This is a genomic window from Nonomuraea sp. SBT364, from assembly GCF_001083785.1.
GTDB lineage: Bacteria > Actinomycetota > Actinomycetes > Streptosporangiales > Streptosporangiaceae > Nonomuraea.
Window position 1 is genome coordinate 57,367 of the sequence record NZ_LAVL01000002.1, and the last position, 20,333, is coordinate 77,699.

General features: G+C 72.3%; 19 protein-coding genes. 10 read left to right on the forward strand and 9 right to left on the reverse strand.

The window, feature by feature from the left end:
* The first annotated feature begins 36 nt into the window (after positions 1–36).
* The 3 genes from ADY59_RS01705 (at position 37) to ADY59_RS01715 (ending at position 3,169) form a co-directional block, all read left to right on the forward strand.
* Positions 37–1,233: a serine/threonine-protein kinase gene (locus ADY59_RS01705; protein WP_049556775.1), complete on the forward strand. Its 1,197-nt coding sequence runs from the start codon at positions 37–39 to the stop codon at positions 1,231–1,233.
* A gap of 183 nt (positions 1,234–1,416) precedes the next feature.
* The gene (locus tag ADY59_RS01710; RefSeq protein ID WP_049556777.1) at positions 1,417–2,196 is read left to right on the forward strand and encodes an electron transfer flavoprotein subunit beta/FixA family protein; all 780 of its coding nucleotides are present in this window, start codon (positions 1,417–1,419) and stop codon (positions 2,194–2,196) included.
* Positions 2,197–2,215: 19 nt separating this feature from the next.
* On the forward strand, positions 2,216–3,169 hold the full coding sequence (locus tag ADY59_RS01715; RefSeq protein ID WP_049556779.1) for an electron transfer flavoprotein subunit alpha/FixB family protein: 954 nt from the start codon (positions 2,216–2,218) through the stop codon (positions 3,167–3,169).
* A gap of 44 nt (positions 3,170–3,213) precedes the next feature.
* Here ADY59_RS01715 and ADY59_RS01720 read toward each other — a convergent pair whose 3' ends face one another.
* The 7 genes from ADY59_RS01720 to ADY59_RS01750 all read right to left on the reverse strand — a co-directional run bounded on the left by ADY59_RS01720 (position 3,214) and on the right by ADY59_RS01750 (position 8,997).
* Positions 3,214–3,702 carry an HIT family protein gene (locus tag ADY59_RS01720; RefSeq protein ID WP_049556992.1) on the reverse strand — a complete coding sequence of 163 codons (489 nt, stop codon included), beginning with the start codon at positions 3,700–3,702 and terminating at the stop codon, positions 3,214–3,216.
* Between the two features lie 7 nt (positions 3,703–3,709).
* Positions 3,710–4,315 carry a response regulator transcription factor gene (locus ADY59_RS01725; protein ID WP_197093388.1) on the reverse strand — a complete coding sequence of 202 codons (606 nt, stop codon included), beginning with the start codon at positions 4,313–4,315 and terminating at the stop codon, positions 3,710–3,712.
* Positions 4,312–5,418 carry a sensor histidine kinase gene (locus ADY59_RS01730; RefSeq protein ID WP_197093389.1) on the reverse strand — a complete coding sequence of 369 codons (1,107 nt, stop codon included), beginning with the start codon at positions 5,416–5,418 and terminating at the stop codon, positions 4,312–4,314. The genes ADY59_RS01725 and ADY59_RS01730 overlap by 4 nt, the downstream gene beginning before the upstream one ends.
* Before the next feature lie 17 nt (positions 5,419–5,435).
* Positions 5,436–6,233, reverse strand: coding sequence for an ABC transporter permease (locus tag ADY59_RS01735; RefSeq protein ID WP_049556782.1), 798 nt, complete (start codon positions 6,231–6,233; stop codon positions 5,436–5,438).
* Entirely contained in the window at positions 6,230–7,150 is a 921-nt protein-coding gene (locus ADY59_RS01740; RefSeq protein WP_049556783.1) for an ABC transporter ATP-binding protein, read from the reverse strand. The genes ADY59_RS01735 and ADY59_RS01740 overlap by 4 nt, the downstream gene beginning before the upstream one ends.
* Positions 7,151–7,242: 92 nt before the next feature.
* Positions 7,243–8,430, reverse strand: coding sequence for an MFS transporter (locus ADY59_RS01745; RefSeq protein ID WP_049556785.1), 1,188 nt, complete (start codon positions 8,428–8,430; stop codon positions 7,243–7,245).
* A gap of 66 nt (positions 8,431–8,496) precedes the next feature.
* On the reverse strand, positions 8,497–8,997 hold the full coding sequence (locus tag ADY59_RS01750; RefSeq protein ID WP_049556786.1) for a TetR/AcrR family transcriptional regulator: 501 nt from the start codon (positions 8,995–8,997) through the stop codon (positions 8,497–8,499).
* 54 nt (positions 8,998–9,051) lie between these two features.
* On the opposite strand from ADY59_RS01750, the gene ADY59_RS01755 reads away from it, so the two are divergent.
* Positions 9,052–10,215, forward strand: coding sequence for a cysteine desulfurase family protein (locus tag ADY59_RS01755; RefSeq protein ID WP_082309775.1), 1,164 nt, complete (start codon positions 9,052–9,054; stop codon positions 10,213–10,215).
* On the opposite strand, the gene ADY59_RS01760 is transcribed toward ADY59_RS01755, so the two are convergent.
* On the reverse strand, positions 10,208–11,248 hold the full coding sequence (locus ADY59_RS01760; protein WP_049556790.1) for a DUF695 domain-containing protein: 1,041 nt from the start codon (positions 11,246–11,248) through the stop codon (positions 10,208–10,210). The two genes, ADY59_RS01755 and ADY59_RS01760, sit on opposite strands and share 8 nt — an antisense overlap.
* A 58-nt stretch (positions 11,249–11,306) precedes the next feature.
* Here ADY59_RS01760 and mnmA point away from each other — a divergent pair, with 58 nt between their 5' ends.
* Positions 11,307–12,365: a tRNA 2-thiouridine(34) synthase MnmA gene (gene mnmA, locus ADY59_RS01765; protein ID WP_082309776.1), complete on the forward strand. Its 1,059-nt coding sequence runs from the start codon at positions 11,307–11,309 to the stop codon at positions 12,363–12,365.
* Here the strand turns inward: mnmA and ADY59_RS01770 are convergent.
* Positions 12,362–12,994 carry an MBL fold metallo-hydrolase gene (locus tag ADY59_RS01770; protein WP_049556794.1) on the reverse strand — a complete coding sequence of 211 codons (633 nt, stop codon included), beginning with the start codon at positions 12,992–12,994 and terminating at the stop codon, positions 12,362–12,364. The genes mnmA and ADY59_RS01770 overlap by 4 nt on opposite strands.
* Positions 12,995–13,017: 23 nt before the next feature.
* Here ADY59_RS01770 and ADY59_RS01775 point away from each other — a divergent pair, with 23 nt between their 5' ends.
* The 5 genes from ADY59_RS01775 to gatA all read left to right on the forward strand — a co-directional run bounded on the left by ADY59_RS01775 (position 13,018) and on the right by gatA (position 20,316).
* Positions 13,018–13,998 (forward strand): methionine synthase, encoded by a 981-nt coding sequence (locus tag ADY59_RS01775; protein ID WP_049556796.1) that lies wholly within the window; start codon positions 13,018–13,020, stop codon positions 13,996–13,998.
* A 12-nt stretch (positions 13,999–14,010) separates the two neighbouring features.
* Positions 14,011–16,224 carry an NAD-dependent DNA ligase LigA gene (ligA, locus tag ADY59_RS01780; protein ID WP_049556798.1) on the forward strand — a complete coding sequence of 738 codons (2,214 nt, stop codon included), beginning with the start codon at positions 14,011–14,013 and terminating at the stop codon, positions 16,222–16,224.
* A gap of 130 nt (positions 16,225–16,354) precedes the next feature.
* The gene (locus tag ADY59_RS01785) at positions 16,355–18,415 is read left to right on the forward strand and encodes a putative bifunctional diguanylate cyclase/phosphodiesterase (protein ID WP_049556800.1); all 2,061 of its coding nucleotides are present in this window, start codon (positions 16,355–16,357) and stop codon (positions 18,413–18,415) included.
* Positions 18,416–18,526: 111 nt separating this feature from the next.
* A complete protein-coding gene (gatC, locus tag ADY59_RS01790) occupies positions 18,527–18,826 on the forward strand; it encodes an Asp-tRNA(Asn)/Glu-tRNA(Gln) amidotransferase subunit GatC (protein WP_049556801.1) in 300 nt (99 codons plus the stop codon).
* Positions 18,823–20,316: an Asp-tRNA(Asn)/Glu-tRNA(Gln) amidotransferase subunit GatA gene (gene gatA / locus ADY59_RS01795; protein ID WP_049556803.1), complete on the forward strand. Its 1,494-nt coding sequence runs from the start codon at positions 18,823–18,825 to the stop codon at positions 20,314–20,316. Before gatC ends, gatA begins: the two co-directional genes overlap by 4 nt.
* Positions 20,317–20,333: the final 17 nt, after the last annotated feature.

Here is a 20,333-nt window from a genome sequence, read left to right on the forward strand (position 1 = left end):
GTGTCTCCGGGACCGGCCGGGGGGAAAGTAGGGGGTATGAGCGAGCACCTCGGCCCCTACCAGTTGCTCTCGCGGCTGGGCTCGGGCGGGTTCGGCGAAGTGCACCTGGCGCTCGACCCCGACGGGCGGACGGTCGCGGTCAAGGTGCTGCATCCGCACGTGGTGGCCGACGGCGGGGCGCTGGCCCGGCTGTCGCGCGAGGTGGAGACCATGCGCCGGGTGGGCGGCCCGCACGTCGCGGAGGTGCTCGACGCCTCGCTCGACGTGGCGCGCCCCTACCTGGTCACCCGCTACGTCCAGGGCAGGCCGCTCAGCGCCGTCCCGGTGCCGGTGGCCGACGTGCGGCCGCTGGCGACCGGGCTGGCCGACGCGCTGCTGGCCATGCACGAGGCCGGGGTGGTGCACCGCGACCTCAAGCCGGCCAACGTGATGATGGCCGACGGCGTGCCCGTCGTCATCGACTTCGGCATCGCCAGCGCGCTCGACTCCCTGTCGGTCACCGCCTCCGGCGCGGTGGTCGGCACTCCCGGCTACTTAGCTCCCGAGGTGCTGGAGGGCGGTGACGCGGGGCCGGAGGCGGACGTGTTCTCCTTCGGCGCGACGCTGGCCTACGCCGCCACCGGGCGGCAGCCGTACGGTCAGGGGCCGGCGTCGGCGGTCGCCTATCGGGTCGTCCACCACGAGCCCGATCTGGACGGCGCGCCCGGCTGGCTGGAGCCGCTGCTGCGCGAATGTCTCGCCGTCGACCCGGCGGCGCGCCCGACGGCCGCGCGGATCTGCGAGCGGCTGGGGGTGGAGGCGCCGCCCAGACCGCGCTTCTCCCGGCGGCGTGCGGCACGTGACGTGCATCACCTGTCCACCCGCGAGATGCGGCTGCCGGCCAAGGAGCCGGCGGAGGTCGCCAGGGCCAGGCACCGCGAGCGGGTGCGCAGGCGCTGGCTGATCGGCTCGGGGCTGTTCGTGTCGCTGCTGGCGGCCGCCGCGCGTGAGCCGCTGCCGGAGGTGGCGCTGTTCCTGCTGGCGGCGTTCACGCTGGTGGTGGTCATCGACGCGGGCTTCGGGCTGTACGCGCGCGGGCCGTTCAGGAAGGGCCGGATCGTCGCCGACTTCGCGGGCATCGCGGGGGCGCTGGGGCTGTCGGTGGCGTTGAGCACGTTGTTCAGCACGCCGGTGCTGGCGCTGTTCGCGGGGACGGCTTTGGTGGTGGGGGTCGTGTTCCTGCTCTCCGCGTGACCGAATAAAGTTCGGTATGGTGAGAGGCGCTGGCGTTTGCACGCAAGCTACTGATGGGTAACATGACCGCGGGAGCCCCGATGTCACAACATCACAGGGCACCTGGCAGTCTGGACAGCATGCATCCGGCGCCACCGCAGCGACGCGGTGGCGCACGCGAACACGGGAGGTCGGCCACCGGCCATGAACATCGTCGTCTGCGTGAAGCAGGTCCCCGATACGGCGACCGAGCGCAAGCTGCGGTCCGATGACAAGACGCTCGACCGTGACGCGGTCGACGGCGTGGTGAACGAGCTTGACGAGTATGCCGTCGAGGAGGCTCTGAAGCTCAAGGAAGCCCACGGCGGTGAGGTGACGGTCCTCACCATGGGGCCGGGCAAGGCCACCGAGACCATCCGCAAGGCCCTCGCGATGGGTGCCGACAAGGCGGTCCACCTCTTCGACGACGCGCTGCACGGCTCCGACGCGCTGTCGACCTCCTACGCGATGGCGCAGGCGCTGAAGAAGATCGGGTTCGACCTGGTCATCCTCGGCTCCGAGTCCACCGACGCGCGCACCGGCGTGCTGCCTGCGATGCTGGCCGAGCGCCTCGGCACGCCGCAGCTCACGCTGGCCAACAAGGTCGACGTCGACGGCACCTCGATCAGTGTCCAGCGGCTGACCGACTACGGCTACGACAAGGTCGAGGCCACGCTGCCCGCCGTCGTGTCGGTGGTCGAGAAGATCAACGAGCCGCGCTACCCGTCCTTCAAGGGCATCATGGCGGCCAAGAAGAAGCCGGTCGAGACGCTGGCCGTGGCCGACGCCGAGATCGACGCCGCCCAGGTGGGCCTCGGCGCCGCCTGGTCGCAGGTCGTCGACTTCGCCGCCGCCCCGCCGCGCGCGGCCGGCACGATCGTCAAGGACGAGGGCGACGGCGGCGCGAAGGTCGCCGACTTCCTGGCGTCCAAGAAGTTCATCTGAGAACGGGGGTTTTACTGATATGTCGGAGATTCTCGTTCTCGTCGAGCAGGTCGACGGCGAGGTCAAGAAGGTCACGCTCGAACTCCTGACCCTGGCCCGCTCCCTCGGCTCGCCGTCCGCCGTCTGGGCCGGTCCCGGCGTCACCGCCGAGGCCAAGGCCAAGCTGGCCGAATACGGCGCGGACAAGATCTACGTGGCCGGCGCCGAGGAGATCGTCGGCTACGTGGTCGCGCCCAAGGCCGAGCTGCTCGCCCAGCTCGTCTCCGCCCAGTCGCCGGCCGCCGTCCTGGTCGCCGCCACGGCCGAGGGCAAGGAGATCGCGGGCCGGCTGGCCGTCAAGACCGACTCGGGCGTCATCACCGACGCCGTCGGCCTCGGCGAGGGCTTCGTGGCCGAGCAGTCGATCTTCGGTGGCGGCGTGAACGTCCGGTCGAAGGTGGCCAAGGGCACCCCGATCGTCGCCGTGCGCCCCAACTCGACGGCCCCCGTGGCCGCCGCCGGGGCCGGGGCCGATGAGGAGGTGTCGGTCACGCTGTCCGACGCCGCCAAGTCCGCCCGCATCGTCGAGCGCGTCAAGCAGGAGAAGGGCGCCCGCCCCGAGCTCACCGAGGCCGCGATCGTGGTCTCCGGCGGCCGTGGGGTCGGCTCGGCGGAGAACTTCTCGGTCATCGAGGGCCTGGCCGACGCCCTGGGCGCGGCCGTGGGCGCCTCCCGCGCCGCCACGGACGCCGGCTGGTACCCCCACCAGTTCCAGGTGGGCCAGACGGGCAAGACCGTGTCCCCGCAGCTCTACATCGCCGCGGGCATCTCGGGCGCGATCCAGCACCGGGCCGGCATGCAGACCGCGAAGACCATCATCGCGATCAACAAGGACCCGGAAGCGCCGATCTTTGAGCTGGCCGACTACGGCATCGTGGGCGACCTGCACCAGATCGTCCCGCAGCTCACCGAAGAGGTGGACAAGCGCAAGTAGCCGGACCCGGCGGGCCCCCCGGAAGGGAGGCCCGCCGGTCCGCGTCACAGCCGCTCTCTGAGCCGCGCCGCCAGGTCGGCGGCCTGTTCCGGCGTCCAGGGAATGAGGCCGTTCTCCGACATGAGCGCGTAGAACTGCTGCTGCTCGTACGGGGTGCCCGGGGGGAGCGGCGCGATGTGCCAGTGCAGGTGGGAGTTGCCCTGCTGGCTGCCCAGCGACAGCAGGTAGGTGCGTTCCGACGGCACGACCGCCTCCACGGCCAGCGCCACCTTCCTGACCAGGCGCATCAGGGCGAGGTAGGCGTCCTCGTCCAGGTCGCGCACCGCGTGTTCGACGTGCGCCTTGGGGCTCACCAGGACGTAGCCGGGCAACGTCGGGTAGCGGGCCAGGAACGCCAGGTGCCGGTCGTCCTCGTAGACGATCTCCTCCAGGTCGTACGCCGGGTCGCCGGCGACGATGGCGCAGATGAAGCACGGCGTGGACCGGACGCGCGCCACGTAGGCGTCGACGTCGAACCGGACGTTTCTCTCCATGATCACATTAAAGCCATCCCAGGTCGCGGGCGCGCCGGACGGCTGTGTGCCGGTTCTCGACGGCCAGCTTGGTCACCGCCGACGACAGGTGGTTGCGCACGGTGCCTTCCGACAGGCCCAGCTCGCGGGCGACTCGCGACACCGGGGCGCCGCCCGCCGCGGCGCGCAGCGTGTCGAGCTCGCGGGGGGTCAGCGGGCACTCCTGGGCGGACAGGGCGTCGGCGGCCAGCTCGGGGTCGATGTAGCGGCCGCCGTCGTGCACCTGCCTGATCACCTTGGCCAGCATGGCGGCCGGGTTGTCCTTGCCGACGAAACCGCGCACGCCCGCCGCCATCGCCCGGCGCAGATAGCCGGGGCGCCCGTGGCCGGTGACGATGACGATCCGGCAGCCGGGCACCTGCGCGCCGATCAGCTCGGCGGCGGCGAGGCCGTCGAGGCCGGGCATGTCGATGTCCAGCATGGCCACGTCGGGACGCAGCTCCACGGCCAGGCGCACGGCCTCGTCGCCGCGTCCGGTCTCGGCGACCACCTCGATGCCGGGCTCGGTGCCCAGCAGCGCCACGAACGCGCCCCGTACCAGGTGGTGGTCCTCGGCGAGGAGCAGTTTGATCACAGCGGCACCGACGCGGTGATCCGGAACCGGCCGCCGCCGCACTCGGCCTCCAGCGCGCCGCCGGTCGCCCGCATCCGCTCGGTCAGGCCGGTCAGGCCGTTGCCGAGGGTGAAGCGGCCGCCGGTCGGGCCGCCGTCGTTGACGATCTCCAGGTGCACCCGGCCCTCCTCGGTGTGGACGGTGACCTCGCACCAGGTGGCGGCGCTGTGGCGCAGGACGTTCGTGACGGCCTCGCGCGCCACCCAGCCGAGCGGCACGTGCACGTGGCCGGGCAGGCCGGCGGGCAGCTCGGGCTTGTCGCAGCGGATGCCGGCGGCGCCGAGCACGGCGGCGACGCCGTCCAGCTCGGTCGCCAGCGACGTGGCCCGGTAACCGCGCACCAGCTCGCGCACGTCGTGCACGGAGGTGCGGGCGATCCGCTGGATCTCGGCCAGCTCCGCGCCTGCCCGCTCCGGGCTGGCCGTGACCAGCCGCTCGCCCAGCTCGGCGCGGAGCGCGATGGCGTGCAGGGTGTGGCCGAGCGTGTCGTGCAGGTCGCGGGAGAAGCGCAGCCGCTCCTCGTCCACGGCCCGCCGCGCCAGCTCGGCCCGCGCCTCGCGCAGGTCGTCGATCAGGTGGCAGAGCCAGGCCACCCCGTACGTCATCGGCGCGATCGTCGGCATCGCCAGCAGCCCGTACAGCAGCGCGACGGACATCGGCAGCCCCGCGAAGAGGATCAGCGCCGGCGTCACGGCGATCGCGGTCAGCGTGACCGCCCAGGTCACGGCGGGACGGGCGAACGCCACGGCCGCCACCGAGATGAACGCCATCGGCAGCCCGATCCACGCGGGCCCGGCGAAGAGCGGCACACCGTACGCGACCAGCCCGATCACGGCCACGTCGAGGGAGTGCCGCCACGTCAGCCGGCGCAGGAAGGCCGCCCAGAGCACCCGCGCGTAGCTGACCGTGAGCATCGTCGTGAGCAGGAGCGCCAGAGCCAGCGGCCACCACCGGTCGCTGGCGAAGGTGACGACCCCGACGCCCAGCGCGAACAGCATGGGACCGGCGAACAGGGCCACCGCCACGCCGGAGATGACCCTGGTGCTGACGACCGGTGCGCTCACATGACGCATTATCGCCATCATGCGCGGCGCGGGTCCCACCGGAAGTAGCGGCGGGTGAACCAGAGGCCGGCGCCGATCCACAGCAGCCCGATCCCGATCGCGGCGGCCGACACCTGGAACGACTCCAGAAAGCCGACGACGGGGGCGGCCTCGGCGGCGAAGTCGCGGCCCAGGATCGCGGTGCGCATCATCGCCACGATCGGCGACAGCGGCAGCACGTCGGCGACCCGCTGCCCCCACTCGGGCAGCACGCTCACCGGGAACATGAGCCCGGCGCCGAACATGCTCAGGAACAGCACGGGCAGCGCGATGAGCTGGGCCACCTCGTAGTTGGGGATCAGCCCGGCCGTGCCGATCGCCAGCGCGGCGAACATGGCGGCGCCCAGCAGGAACGCGAGCAGCAGCAGCGGGAGGTTGCTCGGCATCGGCGCGCCGGCCACGCCGATCGCGTACACCAGGATGACCACCGCCTGCACCGCTCCGAGTATGGTCGCGTGCACGATGTCACCGGCGAAGATCGCGCTGGTGGGCAGCGCGCTGCCGCGCAGCCGCTTGTAGACGCGCTCCTCGCGCCGCACCACCACGGCGGTGGCGATCGTCATGTACGAGAACGGCAGCACCACCGCGATCGCGCCCACCGCCGCGAACGCCGCGCCCGGCACGCCGTTCACGGAACCGGCCGACTGCGGGCCGCTCGTGTAGACGAACGCCAGGAACAGCGGCAGCAGCAGGACGGTGAACGCCATGCCGCGCTGCCGCAGCAGGACCGTCTGGTTGAGCCGCGCCTGCGCCCACACCATCGACAACCAGTTCACGCCGCCACCCTCTCCGTCGCCGCCACCTCAAGAAAGATCTCTTCGAGCGTCGGCCTGCGGACCTCCAGGCCGTCCAGCTCCCTGCCGTGCCGGTGCGCCCAGCTCAGCAGGATCCGCAGGTCCTCCTGCGGCCGGTCGGTCTCGACCGAGTACGACTCGCCGCTCAGCGTCACCGAACGCCCGGCCGTGCCCGGCTCGTACGGCAGGTCGCCGGGCAGGACGCCGGGGAGCCGGAAGGTCACGCGGGTGCCGCGTCCGCCGAGCACGTCGGCCAGCGTCCCCTCGGTGACGATCCGGCCGGCGTGCATGATGGCCAGCCGCTGCGCGAGCTGCTCGGCCTCGTCCAGGTAGTGGGTGGTGAGCAGGACGGTGGTGCCCTCGGCGACCATCTCGCGGATCAGTTCCCACACGTTGCGCCGCGCCTCGGGGTCCAGCCCGGTCGTGGGCTCGTCGAGGAAGAGCAGCTCCGGCCGGCCGAGCACGGCCAGGGCCAGGTCGAGCCGCCGCTTCTCGCCGCCGGAGAGCTGCGACACGCGGACCCGCTCCCGCTGGGAGAGCCCGACCCGCTCCAGGACCTCGCGCCGGTCGAGGGAGTGCGGGGTCCAGCGGCGCCAGGCGTCCACGGTCTCGGCGACGGTGAGGTCCTTGTAGAAGCCCGCCTCCTGGAGGACGATGCCCATCCGGTGGCGTACCTGGGCCCGCTCGCCGATCGGGTCGTGGCCGAGCACGCGCACCCGGCCGCCGGTCGGCGGGGCGTAGCCGGCCAGCACGTCGAGGGTGGTCGTCTTGCCGGCCCCGTTGGTGCCGAGCAGCGCGTACAGCTCGCCGCGGCCGACCTCGAAGCCGATCCCCCTGACCGCCTCGAAGTCGCCGTACTTACGGTGCAGATCCCGCACCTCGATCGCTGTCGTGTTCACGTGCCTCACTCTGCCGGGCGGACGGGCCCGCCCGGCAGTGTGCGATCTCAGCGATGAGCCGGGAAGTTCGCGGGGTCAGCCGGTGACATTTGTCATGCCGCCGCTGCCTGCTCGGTCCTCGTGGGCAGGGGCGTGATCTCGGCCGGCTCCCGGCGGGGCAGGAACCGTGCGGCGCCCGCGATCAGCAGGCCCAGCACGACGGCGAGGCCGAGGGCCGTGCGCAACGACGTGGCGTCCGACAGGAAGCCGATCACCACCGGGCCCAGCAGCAGCCCCGCGTAGCCCATCGCGCCGGCCTGGGCGATCGCCGGGCCGGGCGTGGCCGTGGCGGTGCCCGCCAGCGAGAGCGTCAGCGGCGAGATCGTCGCCACGCCGAGGCCCACGAAGAACACCGCGCCGAGGGCCACCACCGCGACGGGCGCCGCCAGCACGACCGCGAAGAACCCGGCCGTGGCCAGCCCCGAGACGGTCAGCATGCCGCGTACGCCGTAGCGGGAGCGCAGCCGGTCACCGGTCAGCCGGGCGATCAGCATGCCCAGCTCGAAGATCGGGTAGCCGAGCGCGGCCAGCGCCTCCGGCGCGCCCAGCGTGTCGCGCATGTACAGGCCGTTCCAGTCGGCGACCGTGCCCTCGACCATGAACGCGAAGAACATCAGCGCGCCCAGCAGGTAGACCACCGGCGGCATGCGGCGGCGCGCCGCCGTCGTGCCCTCCGCGACGGGGGCCTCGGGCAGGTACGTCCGGCCGAGGGCGATCATCACGGGCAGTGAGATCAGGCCGACCAGCGCCACGTTGGCGGTGAACGACAGCCCCAGCGCGATCGACAGGCTGCCGACGCCGCCGGCCGCGATCGCGCCGACGCACCAGCCGGCGTGCATGCCGTTCATCAGCGGCCGGCCGTAGGCGCGCTCGACGGTGGAGCCCTGGGCGTTCATCGCGATGTCGACCATGCCGAACGCCATCCCGAAGAACGCCACCGCGCCGAGCAGCACCGGCAGGTTCGGCGCGAACGCCAGTCCCACCAGGCTGAGCGCGGTGAGCGGGCCGCCGACGCGCAACACCGTCCTGCTGCCCATGCGGGCCATGACCCGGCGCATCGACTGCATGGTCACCAGCGCGCCCAGCCCCCACACGAGCAGGACCGTGCCGACCATGGACTCCGACAGATCGAGTTTGTCGGTCAGCGCGGGGATACGCACGGTCATCGTGCCCACCATCAGGCCGGCAAGGACGAAGGTGAGGACCGCCCCGTACCGGGCCATCCTCAGGTCGCGCGTCATAAGGCACACCTCACAGAAAGCCCGGCTGAACCCAGCCGGGCAGGAAAACAGGGATGAAGGGAAAAGTCAGAGCATGGACCGCAGGCGGGCCTCCAGGGCCCGCAGGTCGCTCTCGCTGTTGAGCTCCGGGTCGTGGCTGGCCACGTCCCAGAGCCCTTCACACGCCAGCCGCACGACCTGCGAAGCCAGCGGGTCGGGCTCGTCGGCGAGCTCCTCGCGGTGCCATCGGGTCATCGCCTCGCGCAGCGGCGCGAGCAGGAAGATGTTGCCCGAGGCGCCGGTGACGACGGCCCATCGTCGCAGTTTGCCCTGGCGGACGGCGGCCAGCGTGGCGCCGACGTAGCGCTCGGTGTAGGTCGCGTCGTCCTGGGCGGCCAGGAGCTCGTCGAACTCCTGGATCAGCCGCTCGACCATGCCCTTGATCAGGGCTTCCTTGGTCGCGAAATGATAGAGGAGGCCGCCCTTGCTCACGCCGGCGCGATCGGCGACGGCGGACAGGGTCAGCGCGGCCGAGCCCTGGTCGCAGAGCAGATCCTCCGCGGCGTCCAGCAGCTCGTCCCTTCTCATGCCGACTACTGTACCGTCCGGACGGTACAGTAGCAAACGAGATACCCTTACCGGGTGAGCAGACCGTCGGCCTATCTTGATCACGCGGCGACCACGCCCATGCTTCCCGAGGCGATCGAGGCCATGACGGAGCAATTGGGCAGGGTCGGCAACGCCTCCTCCCTCCACGCGGCAGGCCGCGAGGTCCGCAGGGTCGTCGAGGAGTCACGCGAGACCATCGCCGACGCGCTCGGCGCCCGGCCCAGCGAGGTCGTGTTCACCTCCGGCGGCACCGAGGCCGACAACCTCGCCATCAAGGGCCTCTACTGGGCCCGCCGCCCCAGGCAGCGCCTGCTGATCAGCTCCGTCGAGCACCATGCCGCCCTCGACCCGGCCCAGTGGCTGGCCGACAGCCAGGCCGCCCGGGTCGAGCTGCTGGAGGTCGACGAGCACGGCCGCGTCCATCCCGACACGCTGCGCGCCGCCGTCGAACGCGACCCCGGCGACGTCGCCATGATCAGCGTCATGTGGGCCAACAACGAGGTCGGCACCGTCCAGCCGGTGCACGTGCTGGCCGCCATCGCGCGCGACCACGGCATCCCGTTCCACACCGACGCGGTCCAGGCCATCGGCCAGCTCCCGGTGTCGTTCGCCGACTCCGGCGCCGACGCGCTCACCCTCACCGGCCACAAGATCGGCGGCCCGATGGGCGTGGGCGCGCTGCTGCTGGCCAGGGGCCTCACCCCGGTCTCCGTCCAGCACGGCGGCGGCCAGGAGCGCGACGTGCGCTCCGGCACCCTCGACGCGCCCGCCATCGCCGGCCTCGCCGCCGCCGTCCGCACCGCCGTCAAGGAGCAGGCCGAGCAGCAGCGCCGCCTCACCGCCCTGCGCGACGAGCTCATCGAGCGCGTACGGCAGGCCGTCCCCGGCGTCGTGCTCAACGGCGACCCCGGCGACCGGCTGCCCGGCAACGCGCACTTCTCCTTCCCCGGCTGCGAGGGCGACGCGCTGCTCATGCTGCTCGACGCCCGGGGGGTGGAGTGCTCGACCGGCTCGGCCTGCTCGGCCGGGGTGGCCCAGCCCTCGCACGTGCTGCTGGCGATGGGCGCCGACGCGGCGGCGGCCCGCGGTTCCCTGCGCTTCACCCTGGGGCACACCTCGACCAGGGCCGACGTCGACCGCCTGGTCGAGGTCCTCCCGGCGGCCGTCGAGCGCGCCCGCCGAGCCGGCCTCAGCTGATGAACGCCGCCACCGCGCTCCAGGCCGGGTCGCCGGCGACGTCGACGCGGGCCTTGCCCTCGCCCCAGGTCGCGGCCAGCTCCTCGACCTGACGGCGCACCTCGCCCGCCGGGTCGGCGTAGAGGTGGAAGATCCGGTGCCCCTCGGCGCTCAGGTGGGCGGCCAGCACCCAGTCGCCGGCCACACGGGTCAGCCGCTCCTCGAAGTCGCGCAGCGCCTCCACGGAGGCGCCGGTGGGCAGCTTGTCGCCGTCGCGGCCGGCGTACGGCAGGGTGACGGCGAGGTGCTGGTCGTAAAGCGGATGGTCGACGGGACGCAGCGGGAAGCGGGCCGCCGCGATGAGCGGCCTGCCCCGGGCGGTCTTGCCCTCCAGCGCCACCCACTGCTCCCCGTCGAACTCCGAGGCCAGGTCGGCGACGACGGCGGGCAGGTGGACGGCGGGCACCGCGTCGATCGGCTGGAACGTCACGGCGGTGATCTCGCCCACCCAGCGGGCCACGTCGTCCTCGCCGAGCACCGAGTCGAGTGCCAGCAGCGCGGCGTCGAGCCGGGTGTCGTCGTCGAGCTCGGAGAAGATCGGGTGATAGGCCGACACGTCCACCCGGGGCGCGCCCCGGGGCACCCGCAGCCCGAGCACCAGCTTGCCCACCCCGAACTCGTAGTCGCCCGCCCGCAGCGTGAGGTCGGCCGCCTGCGGGTTGGCCTGGCGCGAGGGATGGAACTCCCACACCAGGTCGGCCGGCGGCGCCGCGAGCGCCCAGCGGTGGGCCAGCGACCGCAGCTCGGCGTCGCCCGCCGCGGTCACGACCAGCGCGTGCGCGGCGTTGCGGCCCGGCGCGACCTCGCAGACCAGGCCGGAGTGCAGCGCGCTGACGGCGGGCGCCAGCGTCTCGGCGAGTGAGGCGAGGGAGTCACGGCCGCCGGCGGCCACCTTCGCGTCGAGCCCCGGCCGGGCGCCCTCCCACCACCGCCAGAACTCCGCGATGCGCTCGGCGGAATCGTCCTCGCCGTTCTTGCGCCCGAACAGTCGCATGTCGTAGATACTCCCAGACGGCGGCTGTGGGTCGCACAGCAAGTAGGCTGGGTTGGTCATGGGAATGCGTGTGCTTGCCGCCATGTCGGGCGGCGTCGACTCCGCCGTGGCCGCCGCCCGGATCGCCGAGGCCGGTCACGACGTCACCGGTGTGCATCTCGCCCTGTCGGCCAACCCGCAATCGCATCGCACGGGCGCCCGGGGCTGCTGCACCGTAGAGGATTCACGCGACGCGCGCCGCGCCGCTGACGTGATCGGCATCCCCTTCTACATCTGGGACATGGCCGAGCGCTTCCAGCGTGACGTGGTCGACGACTTCGTCGCCGAATACGCGGCGGGGCGCACCCCCAACCCGTGCCTGCGCTGCAACGAGAAGATCAAGTTCGCGGCGGTGCTCGACCGGGCGCTGGCGCTCGGCTTCGACGCCGTCGCCACCGGCCATCACGCCCGGCTGGTCGACGGCGTGCTGTCACGCAGCGTCGACGCGGGCAAGGACCAGTCGTACGTGCTGGGCGTGCTCACCCGTGAGCAGCTCCGCCACGCGATCTTCCCGCTGGGCGGCTCGACCAAGACCGAGGTGCGCGCCGAGGCCGCCCGGCGCGGCCTGACCGTCGCCGACAAGCCCGACAGCCACGACATCTGCTTCATCGCCGACGGCGACACGCGCGGCTTCCTGGCCAAGCGCCTCGGCTCGGCCGAAGGCCCGATCGTCGACGAGGGCGGCGAGGTCGTCGGCAGCCACCACGGCGCCCACGGGTTCACCGTCGGCCAGCGCAAGGGCCTGCGCATCGACCGCCCGGCGCCCGACGGCCGGCCGCGTTACGTGCTGTCGATCGAGCCGGTGTCCAACACCGTGACCGTCGGCCCCCGTTCGGCCCTGGAGGTCACCTCGATCTCCTGCGACCGCCCGGTGTGGAACGGCTCGGCCGCGGACGGCGACCTGACGGTCCAGCTCAGGGCACACGGCGAGGTCTACGGGTGCCGCTTCGAGGAGCGCGACGGCGGCCTGCTCATCGACCTCGACCGGCCCGCCACCGGCGTGGCGGCCGGCCAGGCGGCGGTCCTCTACTCGGGCGACACGGTGATCGGCTCCGCCACCATCGCCTCCGCCGCCTAGAGCGTGACCGACTCGCCGACCTTCAGCCGCCGCATGTCGGCCTTCTGCACGTCCGACTCCAGCCGCAGGTAGTTGTCGACCAGCCCCAGCCCGAAGTCGTTGAGCAGCCCGTCATGGGTGGAGAACGCCCGGGCGGGCCGGACGGTGCGCAGGTAGTCGACCATCTCCGACAGCTTCATCCACGGCGCGTTGGTGGGCACCAGCAGCGTGGGCACCTCGACGCCGGGCACCGTCAGCGCGTCACCGGGGTAGAAGACCTCGTCGTCCACCAGGAAACCGACATTGCTGACGACCCGCATGTCCGGATGGTTCTTGGCGTGCCACTCGCCGAACACCTTGATCGAGAAACCGGCCGCCTGGAACTCGTCCTCGTGCTCGACGACCTGGACCCTGACCGGCACGTCGGACAGCTCGGCGGCGACGCTTTCGCACGTCCAGACCTCCAGGCCGGGGGAGGCGGCGGCGGCCAGGCGGTCGATGTCGAGGTGGTCGGCGTGCTCGTGCGTGACCAGCACCGCGTCGGCGCCGTCGAGCACCGGGTCGGCGGTGAAAGTGCCGGGGTCGACCACCAGGACCTTGCCGTCCTTCTCCAGCCGCACGCAGGCGTGCCCGTACTTCGTGAGCTTCATCTCCGAGAGCCTACGCTGGTCCCATGCTGACGTGGGAAGCCACCGGAGTCGGGTCGCATCCGGGCGAGGATCATCTTGAGGCGCTGCGCGTCGTGTTCGGGGAGGTGCCGGGGCTGCCCTACCTGCCGGAGCTGCCGGCGCGGGGCGTCGGGGCCGACCTGGTGGGCCGGACGGCGGCGCTGCTCGTCGACCTGCCCGTCGAGGTCCAGCCGTCCGGGTGGCGGATCGCCGACCGGCCGGGCCGCGACCACCAGCGGGCGGTCGACCATCTCCGGCGCGACCTCGACGGCCTGGAGGAGATCGGTCACGACTACGCCGGGCCGCTCAAGCTGCAGGTGTGCGGGCCGTGGACGCTGGCCGGCGCCGTCGAGCTGCGCCACGGCGACAAGGCTCTGTCCGACCCGGGAGCCGTCCGGGATCTGATCGCCTCGCTGGCGCAGGGGGTCGCCGACCACTGCGCGGAGGTGCGGCGGCGGCTGCCGGGCGTCACCGAGATCGTGCTGCAGCTCGACGAGCCGGGGCTGCCCGGCGTGCTGGCGGGCACGGTGCCGACGGCGTCCGGGTTCGGGCGGCTGGCGGCGGTCGAGGGGTGGCGGGTCGAGGAGTCGCTGCGCTCCTTCCCCGACCCGGTGGTGCACTGCTGCGCGCCGTCCGTGCCGTTCACCCTGTTGCGTACGGCCGGCGTACGGGCGGTCTCGGTGGACGCCTCCCTGATCGGGCGGCGGGCCGAGGAGGCCGTCGGCGAGCTGGTCGAGGCGGGGGTCGGGCTGTTCCTCGGTGTGCTGCCGGGCCGGGACTCGCGGTTGCCCGACGTGGGTGTGGTGGCCAAGCCGGCGCTGGAGCTGTGGCGGCGGCTCGGGTTCGCGCCGGAGCGGCTGGCCGGGCAGGTCGTGCTGACTCCCGCGTGCGGGCTGGCCGGGGCCTCGCCCGCGTACGCGAAGGCGGCGCTGCCGGCGTGCCGGAAGGCCGCGCAGGTGCTGAGGGAGGATCCTGCGAGTGAATAGGATTCACCGGTCATGGAGGGAGTGCACGGGGTGAGCGAGCAGGCAGGGGGCGTGCCCGTGACCGCGCTGGAGCGGCACGCCGAGCTGAGCGAGCTGGTCGAGGACGCGCGCTACCGCTACTACGTCAAGGACCAGCCGACGGTCAGCGACGCCCAGTTCGACGCGTGGTTCAACGAGCTGCTGGAGCTGGAGCGGGCGCATCCGGAGCTGCAGACGCCCGACTCGCCCACGCAGAAGGTCGGCGCCCCGGCCTCGGGCGACTTCGCCAAGGTCGACCACCTGGCCAGGATGGAGAGCCTGGACAACGTCTTCAACGCCGAGGGCATGGCCGACTGGACGGCCAGGGCCGAACGGCTGGCCGAGCACGACCCCGGCCCCTACCTGTGCGAGCTGAAGATCGACGGGCTGGCCATCGCGCTGGTCTACCGCGACGGCAGGCTGGAGCGGGCCGCCACCCGGGGTGACGGGCGCACCGGCGACGACGTCACGGCCAACGTGCGCACGATCAAGGGCATCCCGCACCGGCTCACGGGTGACGGCGTGCCGAGCCTGGTCGAGGTTCGCGGCGAGGTCTACATCCCGGTCGAGGACTTCAGAATTCTCAACGAGCAGCTCGTCGAGCAGGGCGTCGCGCCGTTCGCCAATCCGCGCAACGCGGCCGCGGGGACCCTGCGGCAGAAGGACCCGCGCGTCACCGCGCAGCGGCCGCTGCGCATGCTCGTGCACGGCGTCGGCGTCTGGGAGGGCGCGGCCGAGCCGCAGGCCCAGTCGCGGGTCTACGACCGGCTGCGCGAGTTCGGGCTGCCCGTCAGCGACCTGTACAAGGTGGTCGGCGACCTGGCCGGGGTCGACGCCTACATCGAGCACTACCGCGAGCACCGCCACGACCCGGCGTACGAGATCGACGGCGTGGTGGTCAAGGTCGACCGGTTCCGGATCCAGCGCGAGCTGGGCTCCACCTCACGGGCGCCGCGCTGGGCGATCGCGTACAAGTACCCGCCGCAGGAGGTCAACACCAAGCTCCTGGACATCCAGGTCGGCGTCGGGCGAACCGGGCGCATCACCCCGTTCGCCGTGATGGAGCCGATCGTGGTGTCCGGGTCGACGGTGGAGCGGGCCACGCTGCACAACGCGGCGGTCGTGGCCAAGAAGGGCGTGCTCATCGGTGACACGGTGGTGCTGCGCAAGGCGGGCGACGTGATCCCGGAGATCATCGGCCCAGTCGCGGCGCTGCGCGACGGCACCGAGCAGGCCTTCGAGATGCCGTCCCGCTGCCCCGAGTGCGGCACCCAGCTGGCCTACGAGCGCGAGGGCGACGCCGACCTGCGCTGCCCCAACGCGCGCGGCTGCCCCGCGCAGATCCGCGAGCGGCTGTTCTTCGCCTCCCGGCGTTCCGCGCTCGACATCCGCGGTCTCGGGTACGTCGCGGCCACCGCGCTCACCCAGCCGATCCCCTCGCAGGAGCCGGTGGTGCGCACCGAGGCCGACCTGTTCGACCTCACGCTGGAGCAGCTCGTCCCCATCAGGTCCGTGGTGCGCGACAAGGACTCCGGCCTGCCCAAGCTCGACGAGAAGACCGGCGAGGAGAAGGTCGTCTCGTTCTTCTCCAACCTCGACGGCCGGCCCAGCCAGAACGCCCACCTGCTCATGGACGAGCTCGCCCGGGCCAAGGAGGCGCCGCTCTGGCGGGTCCTGGTCGCGCTGTCGATCCGGCACGTCGGCCCGCCCACCGCCCAGGCGCTGGCCTCCGCGATGGGGTCGATCGAGGCCGTCATGAACGCCTCGGAGGAGGAGCTGGCCGAGGTGCCCGACATCGGGCCGCGCGTGGCGGCCACGATCCGGGAGTGGTTCCAGGTCGACTGGCATCGCGAGATCGTGACCCGCTGGCGGGCCGCGGGCGTGCGCATGCGCGACGAGCCGCCCGCCGACGTCGAGGAGGTGCCGCAGACGCTCGACGGGCTCACGTTCGTGGTGACGGGCACGCTGCCCGACCACACCCGCGACCAGGCGGGCGCGGCCATCGCCGCGCGTGGCGGCAAGGTGGCGGGCTCGGTGTCGAAGAAGACGTCGTTCCTGGTGGCGGGGGAGAGCGCGGGTTCCAAGTACGACAAGGCGGTCGCGCTGAAGGTGCCGATCCTGGACGCCGAGGGCTTCCGGGCGCTGCTCGACCGAGGTCCGGAAGCGGCGGCCGAGCTGGCCTACACGGAAGAATCCCCGCCTACGTAGCGTTGAGCTAGTAGCACGCTGGGTGGGTATATGCCGGGAAGGCGCCGTGACGGAACGTACGCGCTTGGTTTCGCGAAGTGGGGTTAAGGTCGTACCCTCCCATAGTGACCTAATGGGGGTTCTGTTACCGATGACTGACCCAACCGACACCCGCGACACAGGACCGCGCGTCGGCACGCCCCTGTGGGCGTTCCTCGCGGGCGTCACCGTGATCGGCTTCACCGCGCTCGTCGTGGCCCTGCTCCGGCTGGACACCGCCGAGTTCGCCGAGCTCGTCCGCACACCCCTGTTCTGGGTGCTCGCGGTCCTGGTCGTCCTCGGCGAGCTGCGGCCCGTCATGGTGTCCTCGGCCACTGCCGTGGGCGGCACCTACCCGTCGACGATGTTCACCTTCGCCGTGCTGCTGCACTACGGGCTGCCGGTGGCCGTGCTCATGCAGGCCGTCGCCGTCGTGGTCAACGGGGTGGCCACCCGCAAGGCGGGGCACCGGGTGATGTTCAACACCGCGCAGTCGACGCTCGCGCTGACGGCCGCGGCCGTGGTGCTCGGCGTCTTCGGGATCGTGCCCAGCGCCGCCCTGCCGTGGGTGCCCTCGGGGCCCGACCTGCTCGCCATCGCGCTGTCCGGCGTCGCCTACTTCGCCGCCCGCGCCACGCTCGTCAGCGGCGCCGTCGCGCTGCACGAGCGCCGCTCGATCGTGCGCGTCCTGAGGGTCACCGCCGGGCCGCAGAGCCTCGTGTACGCCGCCCTCCTCGGCCTGGCGCCGCTGGTCGTCGTCGTCATGAGCCATTCCCCGGGGCTGGTGCCGCTGTTCGTGGCGCCGCTGGCCGCCGTCTACTTCACCGCCACGCTCTCCATGCGCCGCGACCACCAGGCGCTGCACGACGAGCTGACCGGTCTGCCGAACCGCAAGATGCTCATCGTGAGCACCGAGGAGGCACTCGCCGAGGCCCGCCACGACGAGCGGGTCGGCCTGTTCCTCCTCGACCTCGACAGGTTCAAGGAGGTCAACGACACGATGGGGCACCCGGTCGGCGACCGGCTGCTGCAGATGGTCGCCCACCGCCTCACCCATTCCGTACGGCCCGGCGACGTGGTGGCCAGGCTGGGCGGCGACGAGTTCGCCGTGCTGCTGCCGTCGATCCGCGACGCGCACGCGGCCCGCGAGGTCGCCGCCAGGCTGCGGGCCGCGCTGACCGAGCCGGTCCGGCTGGAGGGCATGTCCTTCGACCTCGACGGCTCCGTCGGCATCGCGCTCTATCCCGACCACGCGCCCGACTTCGAGCTGCTGCTCCAGCGCGCCGACGTGGCCATGTACCTGGCGAAGGAAGGCCGTACCGGGGTGGAGCTCTACCAGCCCGACAAGGACCGCAACTCGCCCGAACGGCTCAACCTGCTCGGCGACCTGCGCCGCGCCATCGACAACGCCGACCTCAAGCTCCACTACCAGCCGAAGGTCGGGCTCACCGGCGGCGACGTGCACGGCGTCGAGGCGCTGCTGCGCTGGCACCACCCCGTGCACGGGCCGATCCCGCCGTCCGACTTCATCCCGCTCGCCGAGCAGTCCTACCTCATGCGCCAGCTCACCGAGTACGTCATCCACGAGGCGCTCGAACAGGCGGCCCGCTGGTGGCACACCGGCCTGCGCATCCCGATCTCGGTCAACATCTCCGCCCGCGACCTGCTCGACTCCGCGCTGCCCGAGCAGCTCGAAGCCGGCCTGGCCAAGCTCCGGCTGCCGCCCGCGGCCATCCAGTTGGAGGTCACCGAGCGCATCCTGACCGGTCAGCAGGCCTACACCCACGAGACCATCAAGGCCCTGGCCACGCTCGGCGTCCCCCTGGCGCTCGACGACTTCGGCACCGGCTACTCCTCCCTCATCCGGCTCCAGCGGCTGGCGGTCTCCGAGGTGAAGATCGACGCGTCCTTCGTGCGCCGCATCGCCGAGTCCGAGGACGACGACCGCATCGTGCGCTCCATCGTCGACCTGGTCCGCTCGCTGGGCCTGCGCTCGGTGGCCGAGGGCGTCGAGTCGGACGAGGTCGCGCTGCGCCTGGCCGAGATGGGCTGCGACGACGGCCAGGGCTGGCTGTTCGGCCAGCCCATGCCCGCCGCCGAAGCCACGGCCTGGCTGCTGCACCGCGCCGAGGCCGAGTACGGCTACCGCCCCGAGGTCACCCAGACCGCCTGACCGGTCCGTACGGGCGCGTGTTTCCAGGTGGGTAATGGTTCGGAGGCGTTCGGTGTACGCCCCTAGGATGTGAGTGTCCAAACTCCATCCACGAAACGGGTTCAACGACTCATGTCCGCCATAACCCGCGACGAGGTCGCGCATCTGGCCCGGTTGTCCAGGCTGGCGCTCACCGACGACGAGCTCGACCACTACGCCACGCAACTCGATGCCATCATCGAGTCGGTCGCGAAGGTGGCAGAGGTCGCCGCCGAAGACGTGCCGCCATCGTCGCACGCTCTCCCGCTGACCAACGTTTTCCGTCCCGACGAGGTGCGACAGTCCCTGACGCCCGAGCAGGCCCTTTCGGGCGCTCCCGCCGTCGAGGACGACCGCTTCCGGGTGCCGCGCATCCTCGGGGAGGAGGCATGAGCCTGATCCGCAAGACGGCCGCCGAGCTGGGCGCGCTGATCGCCGCCGGCGAGGTGTCGGCCGCCGAGGTGGCCGAGGCGCACCTCGACCGGATGGCCGAGGTCGAGCCCAAGGTCAAGGCGTTCCTGCACATCGACCGTGAGACCACGCTGGAGCAGGCCAGGGCCGTCGACGACCGGCTCAGGGCGGGGGAGAAGCTCGGGCCGCTGGCCGGGGTGCCCATCGCGCACAAGGACATCTTCACCACCCGTGACATGCCGACCACGGCCGCGTCCAAGATCCTCCAGGGCTGGCACCCGCCGTACGACGCGACAGTGACGCGCCGGCTGCGCGAGGCCGGGCTGGTCATCCTGGGCAAGACCAACCTGGACGAGTTCGCCATGGGCTCCTCCACGGAAAACTCCGCCTACCAGCTCACGCACAACCCCTGGGACCTGACCAGGGTGCCCGGCGGCTCGTCCGGCGGCTCCAGCGCGGCCGTGGCCGCCTACGAGGCGCCGCTGTCGACGGGCACCGACACGGGCGGCTCGATCCGCCAGCCGGCCTCCGTGACCGGCATCGTGGGCATGAAGCCGACCTACGGTGGCTCGTCCCGTTACGGCCTGATCGCCTTCGCCAGCTCGCTCGACACCCCGGGCCCGTTCGCCCGTAACGTGCTCGACGCCGCGCTGCTGCAGGAGGCGTTCTCCGGGCACGACCCGATGGACTCGACCTCCATCGACGCCCCGGTCCCGTCCGTCGTCGAGGCCGCCCGCAACGGCGACGTCGCCGGCATGCGGATCGGCGTCGTCAGGGAGTTCGCCGGCGGCGAGGGCGCCCAGCCGGGCGTGCTGGCCCGCTTCAACGAGGCCGTCGAGCTCCTGGAGTCGCTCGGCGCCAAGGTCGTCGAGGTCTCCTGCCCGTCGTTCGCCAGCGCGCTGCCGGCCTACTACCTGATCGCGCCGTCGGAGTGCTCCTCCAACCTGGCCCGCTTCGACGCCATGCGCTACGGCCTGCGCGTCGGCGACGACGGCACCCGCAGCGCCGAGGAGGTCATGGCGCTGACCCGGGCGGCCGGCTTCGGCCCCGAGGTCAAGCGGCGCATCATGCTCGGCACCTACGCCCTGTCGAGCGGCTACTACGACGCCTACTACGGCCAGGCGCAGAAGGTCCGCACGGTCATCGCCCGCGAGTTCGAGGCCGCCTACCACCAGGTCGACGTGCTGATCTCGCCCACGACGCCGACCACGGCGTTCCCGATCGGCGAGCGCGCCGACGACCCGATGGCCATGTACCTGGCCGACCTCTACACCATCCCGTCCAACCTGACGGGCAACGCGGCCATCTCGGTGCCGTGCGGCCTGGCGGACGAGGACGGCCTGCCGGTCGGCCTGCAGATCATGGCCCCGGTCCTGGGCGACGACCGCTGCTACCGGGTCGGCGCCGCCGTCGAGAAGGCCCTGGAGAGCCGCTGGGGCGGCAGCCTGCTGGCCAAGGCCCCGGCGCTGTAGGCCAGGAGGGGACGGCG